Raw genomic sequence first — 23,763 nt, 5'->3', positions numbered from 1 at the left:
TAATACCTTAATGTACTAAAAATAAAAAGGCTCAAGTTATAACTTGAGCCTTTTTGTAATTTTAAATTTTAAAAACTAGTCTTGTTTTTTCTTATTCTTTCCTTTGCCTTTTCCTTTGCTTTTACCCCAGTTCTCTTTTAGTTCTACTAAAGTTACCGCCCCATCTTTATCGGCATCTAATTTGGCATATTGTTTTTCTAATTTTTCAGCAGGAATTTCGTTTTTTCTTTTTACATTTTTAAATTCCTCTAGAGATACCGATCCATTTTCATCAGCATCAAACCTTTTAAGCATTTTTTCAAAGTTAGGTTCCTTTTTCTCTTGAGCAGACATAGTTATAGAAAAACCAAATAACCCTAATGCTAACATACCTAATTTTACTGTATTTAATTTCATTTTTTTAATTTTTTAATTTGTTTAGTAATAGTACTGTCAAATTAGACTAAAAAAAATAAAAAAGGTTTAATGAGCCGTTTAAATATTTTTCAAAGCTTCGTAAACAGTAATACTAACAGCATTGGCTAAGTTTAAGCTCCTTATATGTTCACTAAATAAAGGAATTTTAAAAAGCTGTTCTTTGTGCTTTTCTATAAGTGGTTTAGGTAAGCCAACAGACTCTTTTCCAAATATTAAAAACATATCATCTTCAAAAGGAATATCCCAGTGGTTTTTAGAGCCGTGGCTTGAAAGAAATGCCATGGTTTTATCTTTATTGATGTTAAAGAATTCATCAATATTATCATAATAAGTAACCGATAAATGTTGCCAATAATCTAATCCAGCACGTTTTAAACGCGCATCAGTAATTTCAAAACCAAATGGTTTAACCAAATGCAAATGTGATCCGGAAGCTAATGCTAAACGGCCAATATTACCTGTGTTATTAGGTATTTCTGGTTCTATTAAAACAATATTTAGTGGCATTATTCTGTTTTGGTTTTAACCTTTACTTTGGTAGCAGCAGGTTTCATTATAATTCTTAAAGTACTGTCGTTATTAAAATAACTAATCATCCAATTCATGAAAATAAGGAGTTTATTCTTAATACTTAAAATTAGCATTAAGTGAATAAACATCCATGTAAACCAAGCCATTCTACCTTGAAAACTAAATTTAGGTAAATCTACTACAGCCTTCCGTTTACCTATAGTTGCCATGGAGCCTTTGTCTTTATACTCAAAGTCTTTCATGGGTTTACCTTCGCTTAGTTTAGATAGGTTTTTAGCTAAAACCTCCGCCTGTTGTAACGCTACACCAGCAACTTGCGGATGCCCGTGCTCGTAATTTGGTGTACTCATATAGGCAATGTCGCCTAAGGCGTAAACCTGCTTTAAACCTTTAACTTGGTTATGTCGATTAACAATTAATCTATTACCACGAGTTATACATTGTTCCGGGAAACCTTTTATAATATTACCGGTAACACCTGCTGCCCAAATAACATTTTTAGAGTTAATGGTTTCACCAGAATTCAGAGTCACTACAGAGCCATCATAATCGCTTACAAACGTGTTTGTTTTTACGTTAACACCTAATTCTTCAAGATATTCTTGCGACATTTTCTGTGAGCCTTCGCTCATAGGGCTTAAGGTATTTGGACTACCTTCCAGCAGATAAATTTTAAGTTTAGAGAAATCTTTATCCGGATAATCCTTAGGTAAAATGTTATGTTTCATTTCGGCTAAAGCACCTGCCAATTCGACTCCAGTTGCGCCACCACCAACAATTACAAAATTCAATAAAGTTTGAAGTTTGTTTGGGTCTGTGGTGTTTAAAGCATCTTCAAAAGTTTGAAGAATTCTATTTCTAAGCTGTATGGCTTCAGGAATAGTTTTCATTGGGTAGGCAAATTTTTTAATACTCTTATTGCCAAAATAGTTTGTAGTACAACCTATGGAAATTACTAAATGATCGTAATTAAAATCACCTATTGGTGTGTTTACAAATTGGTCTTCAAAATTAATTTCAGTAACCTTTGTAATTCTAATACGTACATTTTTGGCCTTCTGAAATACCTTTCTCAGCGGAAACGAAATACTAGCGGGTTCCAATCTCGCGGTAGCCACTTGATACATTAAAGGCTGAAACTGGTGGTAGTTTTGCTTATCAATTAACCACACCTCGTAATTGGGGTGGTTCATTAAATCTTGAGCAAGTCTTAAGCCTGCAAATCCAGCTCCAATTATTACTATTTTTTCCGGTTGTATCATTTTTATTTTAATATAGATTCAACAAAGTTATTTAATATACCAAGTCTTCTCTTTAAGATGTTATTACGTATTTCTAATGCTAGTAAGACCTTAGCTCTAGGATGCATTATTTAATAGTTTTAAAGCAATTACCCACAATAAGAGTAAAAAAGGAAATCCATGCATTAGTAAATCAAACCAATCTTTAATCTCCATACCATGTGCTCCTCCAAAAACCCATTTTAACTTTCCCCAAACATGCGGTTCTGGATAAAAAGGGGCTAGTCCTAAAGTAAGGCAAAGTAGTATGGCAATTCTAAGATCCTTAAGTGGTTTCAAATAGGTTTAATTTAAAATTGAATTTACAAATGTATCAATACTATTTACCCCATTATTAGTAACATGTTTTACAAAAGCACTACCAATAATAGCCCCTTTGGCATATTGCGTGGCCTGTGTAAACGTTTCATTATTACTAATCCCAAAACCAATAACCTGTGGGTTTTTTAGGTTCATTTTACCTATACGCTCAAAATATTCCGTTTGCACGGTTCCAAAACCAGATTGCGCTCCGGTAGTACTCGCACTACTCACCATATAAATAAATCCGTTAGAAATAGAATCGATATAATGAATACGCTCATCGCTAGTTTGCGGTGTAATTAAAAATACATTTATAAGGCCGTATTTTTCAAAAATGGCTTGATATTCTTCATGGTAAACATCAACAGGTAAATCCGGAATAATTAAACCATCAATACCAATTTCTTGGCATTTTTTGCAAAAAGCTTCAACCCCATATTGAAACATTGGGTTAAAGTATCCCATAATAATTAAGGGAATATTTACTGTTTTTCTAATGTCTTTTAGCTGTTCAAAAAGCACTTCGGTGGTCATGCCGTTTTTTAAAGCAGCTGTAGAACTTGCTTGAATAGTTGGTCCATCGGCCAACGGGTCGCTAAACGGTAGGCCAATTTCAATCATATCGACACCGTTTTTTTCTAAATTCTCGATAATAGTTGCGGTATCGTCAATGTTCGGATATCCAGCTGTAAAATATATAGACAGTAACTTCTTGTCTTCGGCTAATTTGGTTTGAATACGATTCATTTTAATTAATTTTTTGGGCGTTACCACAAGGGTCGGGCTTTCACTACTCGCTCCCTCCTAAAAAGTCGGGGAGCTCAAACATGCCGTTCAATCCCTAACGCGGTAATAACGTCATCTATTTATATTTTAAAATATTCTATATAGTTGTTTAAATCTTTATCACCACGACCAGATAAACTAACTACAACAACATCGTTTGGTTTAAATTTTCTCTGTTCAAAAATGGCTAAAGCATGCGAACTTTCAATAGCCGGAATAATACCTTCTAATTTGCAAAGTTCTAAACCAGCATTCATAGCATCATCATCTGTAATAGCCATAAATTCTGCACGTCCTGTTTTTGCTAAATGCGCATGCATTGGGCCAACACCAGGATAATCTAATCCTGCCGAAATAGAATACGGTTCTGTAATTTGTCCATCTTTAGTTTGCATTAACAAGGTTTTACAACCATGAATAATACCTTCTTTACCTAAAACCGATGTTGCAGCACTTTCGCCAGAATCTACACCTAAACCTGCAGCTTCAACGGCTATAATACCAACTTCTGGTTCGTGTAAATAATGGTAATAGGTTCCTGCAGCATTGCTACCACCACCAATACAAGCCACTAAATAATCAGGATTTTCATTACCTGTTTGTTCTTTTAATTGCCATTTAATTTCTTCTGAAATTACCGACTGAAACCTAGTAACCATATCAGGATATGGGTGCGGACCAATAGCCGAACCAATAATATAATGTGTATCCACAGGATTGTTAATCCAATCGCGAATAGCTTCGTTGGTAGCATCTTTTAACGTGCGGCTTCCCGATAATGCTGGTACTACTTTTGCGCCTAACATTTTCATTCTAGCCACATTTGGTGCTTGTCTAGCAATATCTATTTCGCCCATGTAAACAATACACTCTAAGCCCATTAAAGCACAAACAGTAGCTGTTGCAACACCATGTTGTCCAGCTCCAGTTTCGGCAATAATACGGTGTTTGCCTAAGCGTTTGGCCATTAAAATTTGACCAATAGTATTATTAATTTTATGAGCACCAGTGTGGTTTAAGTCTTCGCGTTTTAAATATATTTTGGTGTTATATTTTTCCGAAAGACGTTTAGCAAAATAGAGTGGCGATGGGCGACCAACATAATCTTTCAAAAGTTGATCGAACTCCTTAATAAAATCGGGTTCTGCCATAACTTTTAAATAGTTTTGGCGTAACTCTTCTACATTTGGGTATAGCATTTCTGGTATAAATGCACCTCCAAATTCGCCGTAATAGCCTTTTTCGTTTACGTTATAATTCATAACATGTTCTTTTTTATAATCTAATACCTCGCTGAGGTTCTTTTTAAAAGCTTTTAATGCTTCAATGTTTTTTAATCCGGGTTCAATTTCAAACTTACTGTTTACATCCAAAGCATAACAGTATTTTGATGCTTTGCTATTTGTAAACTGTTTAATATCCTCTATTTCTTCTAAACCAATACCACCGCTTAAAAAGAAGGGTTTTGTTGATGGGTAATCGCTTAGTAAATTCCAATCAAAGGTATAACCGTTTCCTCCTGGATGTTTTCCTTTTGTATCGAATAAAAAGAAATCGCAAACCGCTTCATAAGGTTTTAGTCTTTCAAAGTTGAATTCGTCTTTTACCGAAAACACTTTTATTATTTCGACCTTTTCAGATTTAAGTGTACTACAATATTCAGGAGATTCGTTGCCGTGTAATTGAACAGCTTGTAAGTTGTGCTTGTTTATTTTATCTATTACAAATTCCAATGTGGCATCAACAAAAACCCCTGTTTTTTTGATAGCTTCGTCTATGTCAGGAATGCTTTCAGAATCAAAGTTTCGCGCAGATTTTTCATAAAATATAAATCCAAGATAATCTGGTTGCAATGTTGCAACGTGTTTGATATTATCCTGATATTTCATGCCACAAATCTTTAATTTCATTGTTCTAAAGATTTAATGAATTCGGTTGCACTTGCTCCAGGGTTATCTGTTTTCATAAAGTTTTCTCCAATTAAAAAACCTTGATACCCATAAGGTTGTAATTCCTTTATAGCCTCAATATTACTTATGCCACTTTCCGATACTTTTACAAAATCGTCTGGTATAAGGCTGCTTAAACTTTTACTCGTGTCTAAACTAACATCGAAGGTTTTTAAGTTTCTGTTATTAACACCAAGCATGTCTAAACTTGGCATAATAGATTTATGTAACTCTTCTTCGTTATGCACTTCCAAAAGTACATCTAGATGTAAACTTTTAGCAAACTCAGAGAATTGTTTTATTTCATCTCTAGATAAAATTGCTGCAATAAGTAGAATAACATCTGCGCCGTAAGCTTTAGCTTCTAGCATTTGGTACTCGTCTATTATAAATTCCTTTCTTAGTAAAGGTAAGTTACAACTTGCTCTTGCTGTTAGTAAATCGTCTAGCGAACCGCCAAAATACTTGCCGTCGGTTAAAACAGACATACCGCAAACACCTGCATCTTGATACCCTTTTGCTACATCTTGCACATTTAAACTGTTGTTAATTACAGATTTTGATGGCGAACGGCGTTTATGTTCTGCTATAATTCCAGATTTACTGTGGCGTAGGTTGTTTGCTAACGATACAGTTTGTCTTTCAAATAAAACAGATTGTTCTAATTGAGAGGTTGGAATTAGGCTTTTGCGAAGCTCAACTTCTTTGCGTTTATCAAGTGTTATTTTATCTAGTATATTCATTCTTTCTTTTCTTTATGTTCATTTTGTCTTGATACAAAACGAACCAAAAAATCATATCAATCTGAGGAAATTGCTAAAGCACCATTCACTTTCGGAATTGCGCGCTTAAAGCTGCGCTTTGCGACTCCATTCCTTCGTTCATTATTTCTGCAGATTGATGATTCGGACGGTGTCCGAACTTGGGTGTTTAATTTCTGCTATGTTCTTTTTATTTTCAGTCTATATTTTAATCTTTCTAACTTCTAACTTCTAACTTCTAACTTCTAACTTCTAACTATTTACTTAATTCAATCAATTTATCTAAACTCGTTTTAGCTTTGCCAGAAAACAGAGATTCTTTTGCAATTTCAAAACCTGCTTGATGCGAAATTTGCTTTGATGTAGCAATGGCTAATCCTGCATTGGCACAAACGACGTTGTTTTGTGCTTCGGTTCCTTTTCCGCTAATGATATCAACAAATATATTTGCTGCATCTGTTATAGTATCGCCACCAAAAATGGCTTCTTGTTTTATTTTTGCAACCCCTAAATCTTCGGGAGAGAAAAGCTTTTCGGTATGATTTGAAATAATTTTTGCTTTTCCTGTTAATGAAATCTCGTCGTAACCATCTAAGGCATAAACGATATTATAGTTACTATCTGTGTTTTGATATAAAAAACTATATAGCCTTAAAACCTCTAAGTTAAAAACACCTAGTACGTGGTTTTTAGGAAACGATGGATTAACCAAAGGCCCTAGAATATTGAAAAATGTTTTTACACCTAATTCTCTTCTTATGGGTGCTACGTTTTTCATGGCTGGATGAAATAAAGGGGCGTGTAATATGCATATTCCTGCTTGGTCTAAACAGCGTTTTAGGAAATCTTCATTATTAGAGAATTTTACACCTAAATGCTCCATAACATTGGATGATCCCGATGTTGATGATACACCATAATTACCGTGTTTAGATACATGAACACCTGCACCTGCCGTAATAAAAGAAGATAGGGTAGAGATGTTAAAGGTGTTTTTGCCATCGCCACCGGTTCCTACTATATCTATGGCATTAAAATCGGAAAGATTTATTGGTAAACATAGTTCTAGTAGGGCGTCTCTAAAACCTTTTAACTCTTGTATAGTAATACTTCGCATCATAAAAACCGATAGAAAGCATGTTATTTGGCTAGGGTTATACATATCATTGGATATGTTAACGATAACTTGTTTAGCTTCTTCGCTTGAGATGGTTTCGTGATTTATTAATCTTTTGAGTATATCTTTCATTTTCCTTCATTCCTGCGAAGGCAGGAATCTATTATTTAATTATACTTTTTTCAATCGAGTAAGCATTGTTTACTGCCACTGCATACTGCGACTAGTTTTGTACCCAATTCTCTAATATCTTTTTACCATCTGGTGTTAAAACAGATTCTGGATGGTATTGCACGCCTCTTACATCATAAATTTTATGTCTTAAAGACATGACTTGTCCGTTTGCATCGAATGAGGTGGCTTCTAAGCTTTCTGGTAATTCGGGATTTACCACCCATGAATGGTAACGGCCTACTTCGATGTTTTTATCTAAGCCTTTAAAAATATATTCGTCGTCTACACTAATGGTAACATTGGTGGCTACACCATGATACACATCGTCTAGATTTATAAGTGAACCGCCAAAGACTTCGCCAATGGCTTGCTGACCTAAACATACACCTAAAATACTTTTTGTTGGTGCATATTTTTCTATGATAGCTTTTAGTAAACCGGCTTCGTCTGGAATTCCAGGACCTGGCGACAATACAATTTTATTGAAAGCTTCTACATCTTCTAAAGCTAATTTGTCGTTTCTTACTACGGTTACATTACAGTTTAAATCTTCTAGGTAATGTACCAGATTGTATGTGAAACTGTCGTAATTGTCTATAACTAATACTTTTTTCATCTGTTTATCATTCCTGCGTAGGCAGGAATCTATTTTTAGTTAATCTTTTTATACTTCTGTTCATTTTGTCTTGATACAAAACGAACCAAAAAATCAAGATCAAGCCAAGGAATTTTTCAGTAAAAACTGAAAACCGATTTGAAAACTCCGCGTCGAACTCCGTTCTCCTGTTTTCGCAGCTTTTCTTCATCTATTCTGCGTCTTGACGATCAATTCTCTGAATTGAATTAGGACTTGATTTTCTATTAAATTATTTTTATTCTTCAACTTGTTTTAAAACCTTTCTAACTTCTAACTTCTAACTTCTAACTTCTAACTTCTAACTTCTAACTTGCGTTAGGGATTGCAGCGGCATCCTTTTTTTGCTGCCATAAATGGCAAAAAAAGATATAGCGTAAAGCCCGACCCTTGTGGTAACGCCCATACTTTAAATATCTTCGGCTAATTTAATAGCTTTAGTTAATGCGCCTAATTTATTATATACTTCTTGCAGCTCGTTTTCTTGATTGGATTTTGATACCAATCCTGCGCCGGCTTGCCAGTTTAATTTATAGTCTTTACTTAAAAAGGTACGAATCATTATGGCGTGGTTAAAATTACCATCGAAATCCATAAAACCAATGGCGCCACCGTAGTAGCCTCGGCTTGTTTTTTCGTAATCTTCTATGAGTTGCATAGCACGGTGTTTTGGCGCGCCGCTTAGGGTTCCTGCTGGAAAGGTATCGGCCACGACTTGCATGGTTGATGTTTCCTTATGTTTTTGTCCTGTTACTTTACTTACCAAATGAATGACGTGGGAGAAAAACTGAACTTCGCGATAGGTTACCACTTTTACTCCGCTACCGTGGCGACTTAAATCGTTTCGTGCTAAATCGACTAGCATAACGTGTTCTGCGTTTTCTTTGTCGTCGTTTTTAAGTTTTTCGGCTAAAATTTCGTCTTCATGCTCATCGCCTGTGCGTTTAAAGGTTCCGGCAATGGGGTGGATTTCTGCTAAACCATCATCGACAATGAGTTGTGCTTCTGGCGAGCTGCCAAATATTTTAAAATCGCCATAATCGAAATAGAATAGGTAAGGCGATGGGTTTATGCTTCGTAAGGCGCGGTAAATATTAAAATCGTCGCCCGTAAATTCTTGAGAAAAACGTCTTGATAATACCAATTGAAACACATCTCCGCGTTGGCAGTGTTTTCTTGCTATTTCAACTTGGTTTCTAAATTCATCGTCGGTTAAATTAGATTTTATATCGCCTTTTACATTAAAATTATAGGATGCAAAATTTTGAATGTTGATAAGCTTATCTATTTCATCGATATTATTTTCGGTGTCTTCATAACAATGCGCAAAAATATAGGCTTCGTTTTTAAAGTGGTTTATGGCTATGATGTTTTTGTAAACGGCATAGTACATGTCTGGAATAACCACCGAGTCGTCTTTTTTACTAATTTGAACATCTTCGAAATACCGAACAGCATCGTAAGCGGTGTAACCAAAAATACCGTTGTTTATAAACTTGAAATCCTCGTCGGTTTTGGTATCGAATTTTTTAGTGAACTTATGGATTTCGTCCGCTACATTAACATCCTTAGTAATGTTTAAAGTTGTGGTGCTGCCGTCTGGAAATGTTTCTGAAATCACTTCGTTTTCCACCTTAATTGTAGCAATAGGATTAAAACAAATGTATGAGAAGTTTTTATGACTTCTATGGTAATCGCCACTTTCTAATAAAATACTATTTGGGTATTTATCGCGTATTTTATAATATACCGTTACTGGTGTAATGGTATCTGTTAAAATGCGTTTGTGATGGGTATAAAGACTGAATTTTTTCATTTGTTTTTATATAAAAAAAGGCTTGTCGTGAATGACAAGCCTTTTGAATATTTTAATTTTTAAATATACTAGGGATTTACTTCACGAAGATTAGTTTCGAAAGCACCACCACCAAGTATTATTTAAAATTGAGTTCATTTTTTTGTTTTAATTGGTTCAAATATAAAGATGAAAATAGTTTTACACAAAACTTTGAATCGTTTTTTACATAAAAGTTTGTTAAACTAGAAGAAATGCAAAGAAGTATTAATTAATTTTATACTTATGAAGCTAAACGTATTAATTATTGTCATTCTTTTAATGACAGGTTGCAAGGAAAATAGTAAAACAACTCCGGTAAATGAAGAAATTACCAAGGACGTTGCAAGCCATACAGTAAACACTGCCGATGTTGAACTTGAAATTTATGATTTTGCAGGTTTTGAAAAATTTTTAAATAAAAAAGACAATAAAATTTATGTCGTTAATTTTTGGGCCACTTGGTGCGCACCATGTGTTAAGGAGTTGCCTTATTTTGAAAAGTTAAATACGGAATACAAGAATAAAAATGTTGAGGTGATTTTGGTGAGTTTAGATTTTCCGCATATGTATGATAAAAAACTGAAGCCTTTTATTAAAGAGAAAGCTTTAAAATCGAAAGTTATTGTTTTGGATGATCCCGACATGAATACTTGGATTCCTAAGGTGGATGAAAGTTGGTCTGGTTCCATTCCTGCAACGGTTATTTATAAGAATGAAACTAGTAAGTTTTATGAGCAATCGTTTAACTACGAAGAATTAGATAAAGAAGTTAATCAATTTTTAAATTAAGATATAATATGAAAAAGTTAATAAAATTAGTTCCGGCAGCAATTCTTGTGCTTTTTATAAGTGCATTTACTTTAAACAATACAACTAGTAATGGTTATGGTATTGGTGATGTAGCCAAAGATTTTTCGTTGAAAAATATTGATGGAAATATGGTGTCTTTGGCAGATTATAAAGATGCTAAAGGCTTTATAGTAACTTTTACTTGTAACACTTGCCCATTTGCAGTGATGTATGAAGACAGGATACAAGCCTTAAATGAAAAATATGCACCTAAAGGCTATCCTGTAATAGCTATTATGCCAAATAACCCAAAGACAAAACCCGGAGATGCTTTACCAGCAATGAAAAAAAGTGCAGAAGAGAAGGGCTTTACGTTTCCTTATTTAATGGATGAAGGTCAACATGTATATCCAAAATTTGGAGCTACTAAAACACCACATATTTATGTGCTCGAGAAAACTAATAAAGGTAATGTAGTAAAGTATATTGGCGCTATTGATGATAACCATAGTGATGCATCGGCAGTAAAAGTAAAGTTTGTTGAAAACGCAGTTGATGCCTTGTTAGATGGTAAAGACGTTGAGCAAAAAGTAACGAAAGCTATTGGTTGTGGAATTAAAGTATAATGAATACTAATTTTAAAAGGAATCCGAAGTGTAATACTTCGGATTTTTTTTCGTCTATACGTTTAGTTATATTAATTTTGTATAACATCAATATTTAAATAAAACATGGAAGATTTAACACAAGAAGAATGGGTAGAGCAATTAGCAAAAGATGATAATGCTGTTGTGCTGGATGTAAGAACGGACGCCGAAGTGGCTGATGGAATTATTGAAAACGCCATTCATATAGATATTTATAAAGGTCAGGAATTTATTAACGAAATCGAAGACCTTGATAAAAGCAAAAATTACTACGTGTACTGTCGTTCTGGAAATAGAAGCGGACAAGCATGTCAAATTATGGAGCAACTAGGTTTTGAAAATGCATATAACCTTGAAGGTGGTATGTTGGAATGGACTGGCGATGTAGTTGATTTGTAATATATTGTTGGTTTTATGAAGCAATTTTTAATACTTAAACTTTTTGTTTTAAGTCTAATTTTTACTTGTTGCCAATCGCAACCAGGTGCCAATTCTATTAAATTAACACCACAAGTATTTCAAGATTCTTTAAATCAAAAACCAGTTCAATTAATAGATGTTAGAACTGCAAACGAGTTTAATACAGGACATATTGATAACGCTTTAAATTTTGATTTTAAATCGGATGAATTTAAAAAATCTATTGCGGTATTAGATACTAGTAAGTCCGTTTTTATTTATTGTCGTTCTGGTAAACGAAGTGCAAAAAGTGTTGCTGCTTTTAAAGCCTTAGGTTTTAAAAATATTTACGAATTGGAAGGCGGAATTAGTCATTGGAGTAAGATAAATAACACGGTAAATAAATAGTAAACCAAGCCTTAATAGCGTGTAAACAAGGTGTATTTCGTCGGTGTTTTGCTCTTTCAACTATTTTTTGAGTACTTTATCTTTTTAATTTTCACAAAAATATATAATTGTGTAATTTTAAATAAAGTTTACCTTTTTAGTATTAATAGCAATTTAAAATATTCAAGTGATGGAAAACGGTTATATCATATTAGGACTGATAGCACTACTGTTTTTAAGTATTTATGGTTTTTCATATCTTTCTGTAGCCAGAGAGAAAATGAACCAGAAAAAACAACAACAGAAAGAGTTAGAAAAAGCACAGCTTAGGCGTCAAGCTCGAATTAAAAATCAAGAGTTAATCGACGAGCGCGTAAGAAAATTTAATGAAAGAAAAGAAGAGATTCAACATGAGTTAATGTTGTTAAAAAAGATGAAAGAAAAGCAAAAAGTAAGTTAAGTATTTCTATCATCTAGAAAAGCTCCAATGTTTTAAACATTGGAGCTTTTTTTTTAACAAGGATTTAGGTTGCTGTGGTATAAATAGCTATTTAATATTAAAATTCTTTTTCTATCTTAGTTGAATGACGCACGAATTAAAACTTATAGTCCAAGAAGCTAGAAAAAATCAGGTATTAGGCATTAAAAATGTTCTTGCTACGGTGGTGGATTTGGATGGTTCTTCTTATAGGCGGCCTGGTGTTAGAATGTTGGTGTCAAGCAACGGTGCCATGGTTGGCGCAGTTAGCGGCGGTTGTGTAGAAAAGGAAGTACAGCGTGGTGCTCAATCTGTTTTTAAAACAGGAGTTTCTAAAATGATGACCTACGATGGTCGTTACCGCTTAGGTTGCGAAGGTGTGCTATATATCCTTTTAGAAACTTTTAAAATTTCAGATGAATTTTACACAATATTTAGAAGTAAATTAGAAGCGCGAGAATCTATGACTCTATCTTCTTTTTACGAAAAAAAAGATGATGTTGAGGGTGATTTTTACTCGGTACTTGCTTTTAGTGAACATACAAAATTTAGGTTTTCATCTGTTAAGCGTGTTTCAATGGTTAACCATGCATTAAAAGTATTTAAGCAAACTCTATTACCCTGTTTTAAGTTGCTAATTATTGGTGGCGAACACGATGCTGTTAAGCTGTGTAAAGCAGCAGCGCTTTTGGGTTGGGATATACATGTTATATCTTCAATTAAAGACCCAAAGACGCTTAGCGATTTTCCAGGAGCTGTTGCGGTAACCTCCAATACTCCTGAAAATTTTGATACGAGTACTCTAGATACAAATAGTGCTGTTGTTTTAATGACTCATAATTTTGCTCAAGATTTAAGTTATTTAATGAAACTGCAACATTGCAAGTTGCCATATATTGGTGTTTTAGGATCTGCCAAAAGACGTAATCAACTTCAAAATGATTTATTCGAATATATCCCAGAATTAAAAGAAACGTTTGTAAATAGTATTTATAGTCCTGCAGGATTAAATATTGGTGCTATTACTCCAGAGGAAATTTCAATATCTATTTTATCTGAAATTTTAGCTACCATTAGAAATAAAAAGGCAACTAGCCTTAAAACCATATCTGGTAAAATACATACCCAGTTGTAATGGATATTGCAGTGGTAATATTGGCAGCAGGACAAGGTTCTAGAATGGGTGGTATAAAGCAATTACTCCCTTATAAAAACTCAACCTTATTACAGTATGTTATTAAGCAAACTTTAGCTTCAGATGCTAGTCATGTAAGCTGTGTGCTTGGAGCTCATGCACAAGTTTTAAAAAAGGCATTGACGTGTAGTAATGTTACAATTATTAATAACCCAAAATGGGAACTCGGTTTAAGTTCTAGTATATCTGTAGCTGTTAGTTATCTTAAAACGCTAAAGCGTTTGCCGGAAGGTGTTTTGTTTTTACTGGCGGACCAACCGCAGGTAGAATCAAACTATATTAATGAAATTATTGACTGTTTTAAAAATAACAAAGGAAAAATAGTGGCATCAAATTATGAGAATGGAAAAGGCGTTCCTGCATTATTTCCAGCTTTGTATTACGATGAGCTTATAGCGTTGAAAGGCGATAAGGGAGCTAAATTATTTTTAATTAAAAATTATAAAAGCGTAATTGGTTTAACACCGAATTCTAAAACTATATTGTTTGATGTTGATACGCCTGAAGATTACAAAAAGTTACGCCTTTAAACGCCAAAATAATATTTGGGTTATTTAAGGTTATTGTAGATTTTTTCTAATAAAATGGTTTCGTCAAAAGGTTTAGTAACAACATCATTTATTTTGGCCCGTTTAAAGCTTTTTAAATCTTCTTTAAAGGCTTGTGTAGATAAAACAATAATAGGTGTCTTTTTATATTCCCTTGAAAGATTTCTAACCGAAGCAGCTAAGTCTATTGCAGAAAAATCTTGAATGGTATTAGCTAATAAAATTAAATCGACATCTTTATTAATAATATTTGATACCAATTCTTCACCTTTAGAAATAATATTAATGTAAAAATGACCAGTTGCAGCTAGTATTTTTAAAATAGTAAGTTGTATTAATTCTGAATCTTCTACAAGTAAAATATGATACTTCTTGTTTAATTTAGGTACTTGGTATTTTATTAATTCTTCTTTTATGCTTTCGTTGTGATTTGAAAGCTTAAAACTAAGGTTGAATATAAATTTTGATCCTGCATTAACTTCACTCTCAACATTAATGTTGCCTTGCATTTCAGAAATTAAATACTTTACAATAGATAGGCCTAAACCAATACGCTTATCGTTACGAGCTGCAGCATCTAATTTGGTAAATCTTTCAAAAATAGTGTCGATTTTTGAGGCCTCAATACCAATACCAGTATCTATAACTTCAAAGTGAATATTAGCCTTTTTAGCACGAACATAATTTAACGACACATTTAAAGTGATGCTTCCTGCATGCGTGTTATTAATAGCATTGGTAATTAAATTAGCAATAATTTGTTTTAATCTATATTGGTCTGCTTTAACGTATTCTGGAAGCCCTTCTTCTAGGTTGAAATTAAATTCTAATCCTTTATTATTAGCCAAAATTTTATAGCCTGCAATAATATCATTTAACAGTTTACTAAAGTCGAAAACTTTCTCGTTTAAGCTTAATTTACCAGATTCAATTTTCGAAATATCTAGAATATCTTCAATTCTAGTTTTTAAATCTTTATTTGCAGATTGAATGATATCCAAGTAGTTTTTTTGATCGGCACTCAAATTACTATTAATAAGTAAATCGCTAAAAATAATGGACGCCGTTATAGGATTTCTTAGTTGATGGCTAAAGTTTGCTATAAAGTTGTTTTTAAAGGTCTCTTTTTCTAGCAAATACTCGTTTTTTAACTCTAAAACCTGAGAGTTTATAATGGATTCGTTTCTAGTTTGGGCAGTAAGTTGGTAATTGTTATAGTGTTTTGTTAAATTCTCTAAAATAACAAGGTTTTCGTTTTTGTTTTGAGAAATAATAGTAATATCAGCAATAAGAATTTCATTCTCGAAATCGAGATTAATACATGAAAACTCAAAAGTTTCATCATTCACTTGAAGTAAACCGCTTAATATTTCAAAAAACGGGTGGCACTCTTGTAAAAGCGATTTGGGTTGCACCGTAAAAAGATTATTATCCGTTTCTAGGACAGCGCCAAAATCATCTACTAAAATGTATTGAAAATTGTTCTGGTGATATTTTTTTTTATACCCTTCTAGCATGGCCCTTAAATTAACTCTTTAGCTAATTTAGAAAAAAGAGATTCAACCCTACTACCATTTTTAGCACTTACAAACAAATCGACCAAATCATCAAATTTATCGTTGTATTGCGCTAAATATTCTTTATTAACTAAATCTACTTTATTTCCTACAACTTTTAGGGGAGTCTTTGAGTAATTTTCATGCAGGTAATTAACTTCATTTTTTAAGTTTTCAAAGGTCGATGGTCTAGACAGGTCAAAAACATAAATAAAGGCATGTGTACCAAGTAGGTATGATACTCTAGTTTTTTTAATATCATCTTGCCCTTCTAAATCCCAGATAATAAAGGAAACAGATTCGTCTTCAGCTATTTCTATAGTTTTTTTAGAAATATGAACACCTATAGTAACTTTATAATCTTCGGAGAATGTGTTTTCAACAAAACGTCTAATTAAAGATGTTTTTCCTACCCCAAAATGACCTATTAAAACAATTTTTTTAGATGTTATCATTGTTAAAGAAATCTTCTAGTTTTTGGGTTATTAATTCTTTGTTATTCAAAATATCTGACACTTTTTGTTTACTTGTAAAATCTAGTATTTTATCTTCTAATTTGTCTTGGTAAATAATGTTATATGCTCCGGATATAACCACTGCAATATAAAAAGAAGAAAAATTTTGGAGATGAATATGGTAAAGGTCGTAATCTATATGTTGTAAGTTCTGGCTTTCTTTTTTAAAGGCATCTTCAACAAAACTTTTAATGGCGGTTAGCATACCGGCAACCATATCTTCATCTGTTGTTTTGTTTTTAGAAAATTCTGCTAAAACAATACCAGACCCTTTCTCAATAATAATAACTTGCTCTATTTTAGTGTTGCTTAGTTCTTGTAGTATTAAATCGGATTCATTAACACCAGATGCTTTAGATTTCGCTTTTCTAAAAATACCTTTAAAAGAAAATGTGTTATTAACCTGTGTATTAATTTTATCGGATAATAACTTCATTTCATGCTGTATGTAGCGCTTTATCATTTTTCCTATAATAGGGAAAAGAGCTTCTACAACGGCATCTTGCGAGTTTTTAATTTCTTCCTTTAAAGTTTTGGTTATGGTTGGTCCTAAGGTTTTAGGAATTTCCTTTATAAAATTGTTTAGCTTGTCATCAATGATTGGATCTACTTTATTAGAAAGTTTTTCCTTTTCATTAATAGTTTTTTCAAGACTTTTAATTTTTTTTTCAATAGATGAAGTAAACTCCCGCTCGTCTGTAAGCAGAATATCTTTAATGATACTTAGTTTTTCATCTTGATTCATTAGTGCAGTAGTGTTTAGTCACTAATTTTCTCTCCCAATTTAATAAAAAGCTCACTTAGTAATTTTCGGTTAACTTTTTTATCATCAAGATTATCTAGCTTATCTTCAACAGATTTTTCTAGATCAGAAATTCTAATATTAATATCTGTACTTAAGGTATCTATATTCTGTAAAATTTCAGATTCTACAGCACTCATTAAGTTTTGTAGTTCCTCTTTTTTAGCAATAATATCAGCTTTTAAAGCTTCAAATTCCGAATTGTATGCCTGAATATTTTCACCAAAAATAAGTTCTTTAATGGCGTCAATTTTTGAATTAGCAGAATTAAATTTACCATTCAAATTTTCCGGAGTCTCATCTTTTACTTGTTCTTTCATTTTCGCAGTAGTATTAAGCTATGATACACAAAAGTAGTCTAAAAAACACAAAATTTGATATGTTTTTTGTTTTTTTAAGTCTATAAACCTTTAACTCTAAATATTGTTTTAGTATTGTAAGTTAAGGAAAAAAGAAAATGAAGCATTAAAATAGTTATGTCTTTAATGTTCCCAACCATATATGGTATTGCCTTAGGGATTTAACCGAGGAGCATTCTAAAGTAGGATCTGCAGGTTAATTATGGCCATTGTAGGAGGTGCACTAATGCCAAAGCTACAAGGTATAGTTATTGACCAAGGCGGTAATGGCGTTGCAGATATTAAAATTATGGGAATGCCCGAAGTTAATATCTCGTTTAAACTGCCCCTTTTATGTTTTCTATTTATAGCTTGGTATGGCTTGTATGTTTATAAAATCTCCAGTAAGAAAACAGAAGATATTTTGTCTAACATTTTGTAATTTGAAGTTAGTCCTTTAAAAATGTTGGCTTAAAATAAAAACCCCAAAAAAAACATTACGTTTTCGGGGTTTTTTAAGTGGAGTCGGAGAGAATCGAACTCTCGTCCAAACAAGTAACCAAAGAGCTTTCTACACGTTTATTCTTTTCTTGGGTTTTCGATTATAAGCTGGTTAAAGACAACCCACTTATAACTTAGCTTCTTTAGTTTCGTAAAAGTATCAAAGCACTACTTAAACTATATTGACATTTACGATGCCTCAAAATGGAACGCCGTCAATCAAGGCTTTCCGGAGACATAAAGCATGTACACCTTGTGTACCTAGGCCAATTCTACTATAATTCGAATTATGCTGCTAAAGCGTAGTTATTCTCGCCGTTTAAAATTTGGTCTAGCCTTTAACGTGTTTCAATGCCATTACACGACGTGCTTACCGTTCAATTAATCTCGCTGTCAAAACCAGTCGACCCCAATTTAAATAAAATAGTAAAAGTTGTCACTTCGAGTGGCCCGAATTTATTTCGGGATGTATCTAGAAGTGGGCGTTACCCAAAAGGGTCGGGCTCTCGGCAGTCGCTTTTTTGTGTTGCATATGTGCAACAACACAAAAAGAGCTTCAACAAAGCCTCCATCCCTAACGCGGGCAGCAAAGTTATCAAAAAACTTTGTATACCACTCCAAAACTAGTACATTTAGTTCAAAATTTATACCAAAGCAATCCCTGTCAGTAAAAAATCAATATATGAGTATCACATTTGCCATTATAAAAGAGCGTAAAAATCCACCAGATCGTCGTGTGGTGTTTTCACCAACCAAATTAGAACAAGCTAAAACCCAATTTCCCAATGCTACTTTTAAGGTGGAAAGCTCAGATATTCGTGTGTTTTCAGATCAAGAATATAAAAATGCGGGGTTCGAGGTAAGCACTAATGTGTCAGATTGCAATGTCATGCTAGGCGTAAAAGAAGTCCCAATCGATGCCTTAATACCAAACAAAAAATACTTTTTCTTCTCGCATACCATAAAAAAGCAACCCTATAACCGTAAGCTATTAAAAGCCGTATTAGAAAAAAATATAGAACTCTACGACCACGAAACTATAGTTAGCAATAAAGGCTTTCGCTTAATAGGTTTTGGGCGATATGCAGGCATTGTTGGTGCTTATAATGGTTTTAGAGCTTGGGGTTTAAAATATAATACCTGGAATTTACCTAAAGCAGGCCCATTACCAAATCAAGCTGCATTAATAAACGAGCTCAATAATTTACAAATACCAAACATAAAAATACTATTAACTGGAAGCGGAAAAGTAGCAAACGGCGCTCAAGAAATGCTAGATGCCATGCACATTAAAAGTGTTTCTGTGCAAGACTATTTAAATAACACCTTTAACGAGCCAGTATATTGTAAAATCGATGTCTTAGACTATAATAAACGTAAAGACGGACAATTAATTGATAACCAAGATTTTTTCGATAATCCACAGGAGTACGTTTCAGATTTTATGCGATTTGCTAAAGTAACCGATTATTACATAGCCGGACATTTTTATGGCGACGGTGCACCATATTTGTATACTAGAAGCGATGTAAAGTCATCAGATTTTAACATAAAAGTAGTAGCCGATATAAGTTGCGATGTCGATGGACCAGTAGCAACAACACTAAAAGCATCAACCATTGCAGATCCTATTTATGGCTACGATCCAGACACCGAAATCGAAATAGATTTTAAAAATGACAACGCCATAACCGTAATGGCAGTCGATAATTTACCATGCGAACTTCCGCAAGATGCCAGCGAAGGTTTTGGCGAGATGTTTTTAAAACACGTTATTCCAGCCTTTTATAATAACGATGCCGATGGCATTCTTAAACGTGCCAAAATTACCGAAAATGGAAAATTAACCGAGCGTTTTTCATATTTACAAGATTATGTTGATGGGTTGGAGTAAAACGTTTTAAAAGCCCAATTCCCGAGCCATAAAAAAGCACCAAAAAGTATTGTAAATAACCAGGCTTCTTGGTGGTCAAATGGTTTTATGGCAATATTTAAAATATCTATAAATAAAACTTTAGGGTTACTTAAAATTTCCCAAGAATTATAGCGTAAAAACCGACCTAAATACACACCAAATCCTGAGAGGAAAATGGTAGTTGAGCTTATGTATTTTGCCGTCTTTTTATTTGTTAGGTTTAGTAGCATGGTTTTCATGTCGTTAATAGACAAATAGAAAAGCATGATACCGGTTAATGCAAAGGCCATAATTACCAAAATATCCAACCATAGCAAATGGGTGGTACTTACTTTTAAATGTAATAAATCTGTTATTATGTATGGCGCGTTGGGTAAAAAAAGCAGCCATATACAAAACCAAAGTATAAACACATATTTATTAAGCTTGGGAAGGCTTACTAAATATGTGGTTATGGCAAATGGTATAACGGCTAAAAATAAATTCCATACTAAAAACAAGTAGAAAAAAGAGTAGGTTAACTTCATTCTAATCATGAGTAGAAAAATGCTAAATAGTATGGAAATGCTAACTAAAGCAAATGTTTTAAATCGGGACAAAAAGAGCTGTTTTATGTAATCCATAGTTTGTAAACTTTATATTCTAAAATTATTACGCTTATAATACCAAGTGAATAAGCCACTAAATCTGAAATTTGAAACGTACTGCCTAAAATGAGTTTTGCTAGTTGGTTGTTATGCAAATTAAATAGTTCGAGAAAATTGGTGAGTTGCAAAAACTCGACGGTAAATGCTATAGCTAAAACTATTACTGCAATTTTAAAATGATGGCCTTCTATAAAGGTTTTAAAAAAACAGTAAAGTAAGATGACGCATAAAAAATCGCCAAAAGTATGCCTAATAAAACCCGTTTTTAGGTAAATGGCTATAAGCGTTTCTATTGTAAACAGGAGTATAGTTAGTAGTAAATATGTTTTGTTGAGTTTCATAAGGTTTCAATTAAAATATAGAAATACAAAAATGCTATTGGAATGTTGGTTAATACTAGGCCTGTGGCTTGTAATAACTCGCTTCTGTTTTTATTGTCAATTAGTCCAAATAATAAGCCAAGTAGAGCTATTGTATTGATTATTACAGCAACAATAATAAATATAATACCAGGATAAATTAGCTTGTATGAATTTGAAAAGTAGAGTTGTAAAGCAAACAAAATCGTGCCTATGGCAAAGCTTAAAACTGCAATGGTTTTACTGGTTGTTATCAAGTTTTTCATGTTGTTGGGTTTTGCGTTAGCGATTGAACGGTCTGTCTGAGCTCCCCGACGTAGGAGGGAGCGAGTAGTGAAATATTTATATTCATATGTTCATTAATTTAAAATAGAAAATGACGAATAAAGCGCGACCCCTCCCGATAGCTATCGGGATCGGGGTAACGCCCACATACTAAATTATATCAATTAACCGTTGTGCCAATCTATTTTTCGAGATACAAACATAACGATGGCAAGTATTAGGAATAAGCCAATGCTGCCAACTAATAAGGCGTAGTTTTCTAACTGAATAATAACGTAAATAAAGGCGTATAATCCTGTTAACGATAGCCCGATAAATATTGGAAACTTAAAGGTTTTTAATATAGATTTTGAATATAAAGTGATTAGCACAATTACCGATGCGCCAGAAATTACATAGGCTTTTAGGAAATTACTGTGCTCCGATAGGGATACTAATAGCGTGTAAAACATAGTTAGCGCCAACCCAATCATTAAATATTGAAAAGGGTGAATGTGTATTTTACTAAGGGTTTGTATTAGGAAGAATACTAAAAAGGTAAGCCCAATAACTAGAAAACCGTATTTGGCAGAGCGTTCGCTTTTTTGGTATTCGTCTACCATGACCATAAATTTTGTTCCGAAAGCAAACTGACTTAGTTTAGGAATGCTTTTTAGGTGTTGCTGCGAGAAGGCTCTGTTTATATGTAATATTTTCCAATCGGCTTTAAAACCGTCTTTTGTAATGCTTTTAGTTTCGTCGTTGGGTAGGTAGTTACCCATAAAACTTGGGTCTGCCCAATTGGAATTCATATGCATGGTTGTGGTTTTTCCAATAGGAATTAACTCTATTTGGCGGCTGCCATTAAAGGTCATGGAGAAGCTAAAAGGCGTATTTTTTGTTTTGAATAAATCTTCGTTTTTAATTAGCGCAGATTCTAATACATCGAGACGGCTGTTAGTGTTTTGATTAAAATTAGTTTCGAAACTGTATGCTTTGTCTTCTAGTTTTATTTGTACTTCGCTTTTTATGCCTTTTAAGTTAGAGGTTTTAATAATTATGGAAGCCTCGTTCCAAACAATATCTTCTTGTTTAATGCCTTTTGCCGTTAAATCTACAGGAATATAGTTTCCTGTAAAGTCCATTGTTGTAGTAAATACAGCCGACTCAAAGTTACCTCGTTTTAAGGTTTTTGAATTTACATCTACTGTTGCGTTGAGATGTTCTGGAAATATATAAGCATACTTAATATGCGTTTGTGTTTCTTTAAAATAAGTTTTAGTTTTCTCGTTAAAGGTTTTGGTTTCGCTGTATGTTTTATAAGGGAGTTTTAAAATGGGACCGTAAACCAAAACATCGTTTCCCCATTTTTTATTTATTTCGTTTACCACATCTTTTTGCCTAAAGGCTCTTTCGTTTATTAAACTATTAATGTATGATAATGGGACTAATAAGATGATAACCAGAAACCCGACCATGAGCATTCTTGCTGTTATTGAAGTTTTAAGCCAATGCCCAAATTTGTTTTGCTGCAGATTGTTGTTTTGTGTTTCCATTTGATTTTGTTTTAAAGTACTTTGAAATTCAAAGTAAAATGATAAAAAAATTGTTATTGTTTGTTTATTAATTTTTCTAGTGCGCTAATATGCTTTTTAAATTCTGCTCTGCCCAAATTTGTGGTAGAGTAGCGGGTGTTTGGTTTTCTGCCAATAAATTGTTTTTCTACTTTAATATATTCGGCTTTTTCTAGGGCCTTGGTGTGGCTAGCCAAATTACCATCGGTAGCTTCTAAAAGTTCTTTTAGCATTTTAAAATCGGCATATTCGTTTACCATTAAAATAGACATGATGCCTAATCTAATACGATGGTCGAATGCTTTATTTATGTTGGTTATTATACTCATATTATTTCCTGCGTAGGCAGAAATCTAATTAATTTAAAGTTCAAAGTTACTGAATACTGCGACTGTAAACCACTTACTTATTAACATCATACTTAAAATGCATCCACGTACCATAAACAATATGCATAACCCCAAATCCTAGCACCCAAAGCCAAAAGCCATACCCAGGATACAGTGCCGCAATTAGTCCTAAAGCTACCTGAATAAAACCTAAATATTGGATGTCGCCAATGCTGTATTTTGAAGCGTTTACAAGTGCTAAGCCATAAAAAATAAGCATTAAACCACCTGTATGTCCGTACTTGCCTTGGCTAAGAATAATTATAATATAAAGTCCACCGGCAACCATAGGAATTAAAAAATTGTATACCAGCCTTTTTGAGGTGGCATCCCAAATTTTGGCTCCGTGTTTTTTAGCTTTTTTGGTTGTTAATATAATTCCTGTAACGATACTTAAAAATGCTACCATGAGTAATATAAATAAGCATATTTTAAATATAGCGCCATCTAAAATTAAATAACCTCTAACCGATGTAGTTACTAGCCAATACGCAATGGCCGCTCCAATTAAAGCATAAATACCTGCAAGTATGCCCGATAACCCACTAAGAGAAATAAAACGAGATGATTTATTCATCATGTTTTTAATTTCGCTTATGTCTTTTAGATAATCTTTTGATTCCATATAAAAGTACTTTGAATTGCAAAGT

The 23,763-nt window shown here is 33.3% G+C and carries 29 protein-coding genes, 1 other RNA gene and 1 pseudogene; 9 read left to right on the top strand and 22 right to left on the bottom strand.

What is annotated here, in order from left to right; translation table 11 throughout:
* Positions 1-75: 75 nt before the first annotated feature.
* The 11 genes and pseudogenes from HNQ90_RS15995 to HNQ90_RS15950 form a co-directional block, all read right to left on the bottom strand.
* On the bottom strand, positions 76-396 hold the full coding sequence (locus tag HNQ90_RS15995; RefSeq protein ID WP_144116674.1) for an EF-hand domain-containing protein: 321 nt from the start codon (positions 394-396) through the stop codon (positions 76-78).
* 78 nt (positions 397-474) lie between these two features.
* Positions 475-924 carry a tRNA (cytidine(34)-2'-O)-methyltransferase gene (locus HNQ90_RS15990; RefSeq protein WP_144116673.1) on the bottom strand — a complete coding sequence of 150 codons (450 nt, stop codon included), beginning with the start codon at positions 922-924 and terminating at the stop codon, positions 475-477.
* The gene (locus HNQ90_RS15985) at positions 924-2,210 is read right to left on the bottom strand and encodes an NAD(P)/FAD-dependent oxidoreductase (protein WP_144116672.1); all 1,287 of its coding nucleotides are present in this window, start codon (positions 2,208-2,210) and stop codon (positions 924-926) included. The genes HNQ90_RS15990 and HNQ90_RS15985 overlap by 1 nt, the downstream gene beginning before the upstream one ends.
* Positions 2,211-2,306: 96 nt before the next feature.
* Positions 2,307-2,528, bottom strand: a complete 222-nt coding sequence (locus tag HNQ90_RS15980) for a hypothetical protein (RefSeq protein ID WP_144116671.1) — start codon at positions 2,526-2,528, stop codon at positions 2,307-2,309.
* 6 nt (positions 2,529-2,534) lie between these two features.
* Complete coding sequence (gene trpA, locus HNQ90_RS15975; protein ID WP_144116670.1) at positions 2,535-3,299, bottom strand: tryptophan synthase subunit alpha; 765 nt, start codon at positions 3,297-3,299, stop codon at positions 2,535-2,537.
* A 119-nt stretch (positions 3,300-3,418) separates the two neighbouring features.
* On the bottom strand, positions 3,419-4,600 hold the full coding sequence (trpB, locus tag HNQ90_RS18115; protein ID WP_338081405.1) for a tryptophan synthase subunit beta: 1,182 nt from the start codon (positions 4,598-4,600) through the stop codon (positions 3,419-3,421).
* Positions 4,601-4,651: 51 nt separating this feature from the next.
* Positions 4,652-5,227, bottom strand: a pseudogene (locus HNQ90_RS18110) (phosphoribosylanthranilate isomerase); the annotation flags it as partial.
* Positions 5,228-5,244: 17 nt separating this feature from the next.
* Complete coding sequence (gene trpC / locus HNQ90_RS15965; protein WP_144116669.1) at positions 5,245-6,030, bottom strand: indole-3-glycerol phosphate synthase TrpC; 786 nt, start codon at positions 6,028-6,030, stop codon at positions 5,245-5,247.
* Between the two features lie 274 nt (positions 6,031-6,304).
* Positions 6,305-7,297, bottom strand: coding sequence for an anthranilate phosphoribosyltransferase (gene trpD / locus HNQ90_RS15960; RefSeq protein WP_144116668.1), 993 nt, complete (start codon positions 7,295-7,297; stop codon positions 6,305-6,307).
* A gap of 91 nt (positions 7,298-7,388) precedes the next feature.
* Entirely contained in the window at positions 7,389-7,955 is a 567-nt protein-coding gene (locus HNQ90_RS15955; RefSeq protein WP_144116667.1) for an anthranilate synthase component II, read from the bottom strand.
* A 427-nt stretch (positions 7,956-8,382) separates the two neighbouring features.
* The gene (locus tag HNQ90_RS15950) at positions 8,383-9,789 is read right to left on the bottom strand and encodes an anthranilate synthase component I family protein (RefSeq protein ID WP_144116666.1); all 1,407 of its coding nucleotides are present in this window, start codon (positions 9,787-9,789) and stop codon (positions 8,383-8,385) included.
* A 264-nt stretch (positions 9,790-10,053) separates the two neighbouring features.
* Between HNQ90_RS15950 and HNQ90_RS15945 the strand changes: the two genes are divergently transcribed.
* The 7 genes from HNQ90_RS15945 (at position 10,054) to HNQ90_RS15915 (ending at position 14,235) form a co-directional block, all read left to right on the top strand.
* Complete coding sequence (locus HNQ90_RS15945) at positions 10,054-10,599, top strand: TlpA disulfide reductase family protein (RefSeq protein ID WP_144116665.1); 546 nt, start codon at positions 10,054-10,056, stop codon at positions 10,597-10,599.
* An 8-nt stretch (positions 10,600-10,607) separates the two neighbouring features.
* A complete protein-coding gene (locus HNQ90_RS15940) occupies positions 10,608-11,225 on the top strand; it encodes a thioredoxin family protein (RefSeq protein WP_144116664.1) in 618 nt (205 codons plus the stop codon).
* 105 nt (positions 11,226-11,330) lie between these two features.
* Positions 11,331-11,645, top strand: coding sequence for a rhodanese-like domain-containing protein (locus tag HNQ90_RS15935; protein WP_144116663.1), 315 nt, complete (start codon positions 11,331-11,333; stop codon positions 11,643-11,645).
* 15 nt (positions 11,646-11,660) lie between these two features.
* Positions 11,661-12,053 carry a rhodanese-like domain-containing protein gene (locus tag HNQ90_RS15930; RefSeq protein WP_144116662.1) on the top strand — a complete coding sequence of 131 codons (393 nt, stop codon included), beginning with the start codon at positions 11,661-11,663 and terminating at the stop codon, positions 12,051-12,053.
* A 169-nt stretch (positions 12,054-12,222) separates the two neighbouring features.
* A complete protein-coding gene (locus tag HNQ90_RS15925) occupies positions 12,223-12,492 on the top strand; it encodes a hypothetical protein (RefSeq protein ID WP_144116661.1) in 270 nt (89 codons plus the stop codon).
* 124 nt (positions 12,493-12,616) lie between these two features.
* Complete coding sequence (locus HNQ90_RS15920) at positions 12,617-13,645, top strand: XdhC family protein (protein WP_144116660.1); 1,029 nt, start codon at positions 12,617-12,619, stop codon at positions 13,643-13,645.
* Complete coding sequence (locus tag HNQ90_RS15915; RefSeq protein WP_144116659.1) at positions 13,645-14,235, top strand: nucleotidyltransferase family protein; 591 nt, start codon at positions 13,645-13,647, stop codon at positions 14,233-14,235. Before HNQ90_RS15920 ends, HNQ90_RS15915 begins: the two co-directional genes overlap by 1 nt.
* 20 nt (positions 14,236-14,255) lie before the next feature.
* On the opposite strand, the gene HNQ90_RS15910 is transcribed toward HNQ90_RS15915, so the two are convergent.
* Genes HNQ90_RS15910 through HNQ90_RS15895 form a run of 4 tightly spaced genes read right to left on the bottom strand, consistent with a single transcriptional unit; the run spans position 14,256 to position 17,446 of the window.
* Positions 14,256-15,770 (bottom strand): ATP-binding response regulator, encoded by a 1,515-nt coding sequence (locus tag HNQ90_RS15910; RefSeq protein ID WP_144116658.1) that lies wholly within the window; start codon positions 15,768-15,770, stop codon positions 14,256-14,258.
* Positions 15,771-15,775: 5 nt separating this feature from the next.
* The gene (locus HNQ90_RS15905; RefSeq protein ID WP_144116657.1) at positions 15,776-16,264 is read right to left on the bottom strand and encodes a Rab family GTPase; all 489 of its coding nucleotides are present in this window, start codon (positions 16,262-16,264) and stop codon (positions 15,776-15,778) included.
* Positions 16,251-17,069 (bottom strand): cell envelope biogenesis protein OmpA, encoded by an 819-nt coding sequence (locus tag HNQ90_RS15900; protein WP_144116656.1) that lies wholly within the window; start codon positions 17,067-17,069, stop codon positions 16,251-16,253. The genes HNQ90_RS15905 and HNQ90_RS15900 overlap by 14 nt, the downstream gene beginning before the upstream one ends.
* A gap of 14 nt (positions 17,070-17,083) precedes the next feature.
* Positions 17,084-17,446: a fructose 1,6-bisphosphatase gene (locus HNQ90_RS15895; protein ID WP_144116655.1), complete on the bottom strand. Its 363-nt coding sequence runs from the start codon at positions 17,444-17,446 to the stop codon at positions 17,084-17,086.
* Positions 17,447-17,687: 241 nt separating this feature from the next.
* Between HNQ90_RS15895 and HNQ90_RS15890 the strand changes: the two genes are divergently transcribed.
* Complete coding sequence (locus tag HNQ90_RS15890) at positions 17,688-17,906, top strand: hypothetical protein (protein WP_241678369.1); 219 nt, start codon at positions 17,688-17,690, stop codon at positions 17,904-17,906.
* A gap of 75 nt (positions 17,907-17,981) precedes the next feature.
* Here HNQ90_RS15890 and ssrA read toward each other — a convergent pair.
* Positions 17,982-18,376: a transfer-messenger RNA gene (ssrA, locus tag HNQ90_RS15885) on the bottom strand.
* 277 nt (positions 18,377-18,653) lie between these two features.
* Between ssrA and HNQ90_RS15880 the strand changes: the two genes are divergently transcribed.
* The gene (locus tag HNQ90_RS15880) at positions 18,654-19,859 is read left to right on the top strand and encodes an NAD(P)-dependent oxidoreductase (RefSeq protein WP_144116794.1); all 1,206 of its coding nucleotides are present in this window, start codon (positions 18,654-18,656) and stop codon (positions 19,857-19,859) included.
* On the opposite strand, the gene HNQ90_RS15875 is transcribed toward HNQ90_RS15880, so the two are convergent.
* The 6 genes from HNQ90_RS15875 to HNQ90_RS15850 form a co-directional block, all read right to left on the bottom strand.
* Complete coding sequence (locus HNQ90_RS15875; RefSeq protein WP_172625881.1) at positions 19,838-20,407, bottom strand: DUF1361 domain-containing protein; 570 nt, start codon at positions 20,405-20,407, stop codon at positions 19,838-19,840. The two genes, HNQ90_RS15880 and HNQ90_RS15875, sit on opposite strands and share 22 nt — an antisense overlap.
* 83 nt (positions 20,408-20,490) lie before the next feature.
* Positions 20,491-20,868 (bottom strand): ribosomal maturation YjgA family protein, encoded by a 378-nt coding sequence (locus tag HNQ90_RS15870; protein WP_144116653.1) that lies wholly within the window; start codon positions 20,866-20,868, stop codon positions 20,491-20,493.
* Entirely contained in the window at positions 20,865-21,152 is a 288-nt protein-coding gene (locus HNQ90_RS15865) for a hypothetical protein (protein WP_144116652.1), read from the bottom strand. Before HNQ90_RS15865 ends, HNQ90_RS15870 begins: the two co-directional genes overlap by 4 nt.
* A gap of 183 nt (positions 21,153-21,335) precedes the next feature.
* Complete coding sequence (gene creD, locus HNQ90_RS15860; RefSeq protein ID WP_144116651.1) at positions 21,336-22,706, bottom strand: cell envelope integrity protein CreD; 1,371 nt, start codon at positions 22,704-22,706, stop codon at positions 21,336-21,338.
* A gap of 53 nt (positions 22,707-22,759) precedes the next feature.
* Positions 22,760-23,053, bottom strand: coding sequence for a winged helix-turn-helix domain-containing protein (locus HNQ90_RS15855; protein ID WP_092851608.1), 294 nt, complete (start codon positions 23,051-23,053; stop codon positions 22,760-22,762).
* 73 nt (positions 23,054-23,126) lie between these two features.
* On the bottom strand, positions 23,127-23,738 hold the full coding sequence (locus HNQ90_RS15850; protein ID WP_144116650.1) for a hypothetical protein: 612 nt from the start codon (positions 23,736-23,738) through the stop codon (positions 23,127-23,129).
* Positions 23,739-23,763: the final 25 nt, after the last annotated feature.

The sequence above is a fragment of the Algibacter amylolyticus genome, assembly GCF_014202225.1.
Classification (GTDB): Bacteria; Bacteroidota; Bacteroidia; order Flavobacteriales; family Flavobacteriaceae; genus Algibacter_B; species Algibacter_B amylolyticus.
The sequence above is the reverse complement of the archived record's forward strand: the minus strand, read 5'-3'. Positions and strand labels throughout refer to the sequence as shown.